Origin of the sequence: Shewanella sp. SG44-6 (assembly GCF_014164185.1) — a bacterium.
In the GTDB taxonomy this organism is placed as follows: Bacteria; Pseudomonadota; Gammaproteobacteria; order Enterobacterales; family Shewanellaceae; genus Shewanella; species Shewanella vesiculosa.
The window spans coordinates 1-260 of record NZ_JACJER010000367.1; the positions used below are offsets into that span (position 1 = coordinate 1).

General features: G+C 33.1%; 1 pseudogene. It reads left to right on the forward strand.

The features are described from left to right. Positions 1-135: 135 nt before the first annotated feature. A pseudogene (locus tag H5185_RS22605) lies at positions 136-260 on the forward strand (phage shock protein operon transcriptional activator); the annotation flags it as partial.

Below are 260 nucleotides of genomic sequence, written 5' to 3' on the forward strand. Positions count from 1 at the left end.
ACATTTCCAAATACAATAATATCAAGCATTTAAACAAAAAATTAACTTTTTCTTTCATTTATCACTTAAGCCATTTATCATGATTTTCACTAATTATTAGTCGAATTCACCAACAATTTTGCGAGTAAGCTAACTGTGAGCAAACAATTCCAGCAAGATAATCTCATCGGCCAATCTAATGCTTTGCTTGAAGTATTAGAACATGTGTCTAAAGTTGCGCCATTATCAAAGCCTATACTCATCATTGGTGAGCGCGGTAC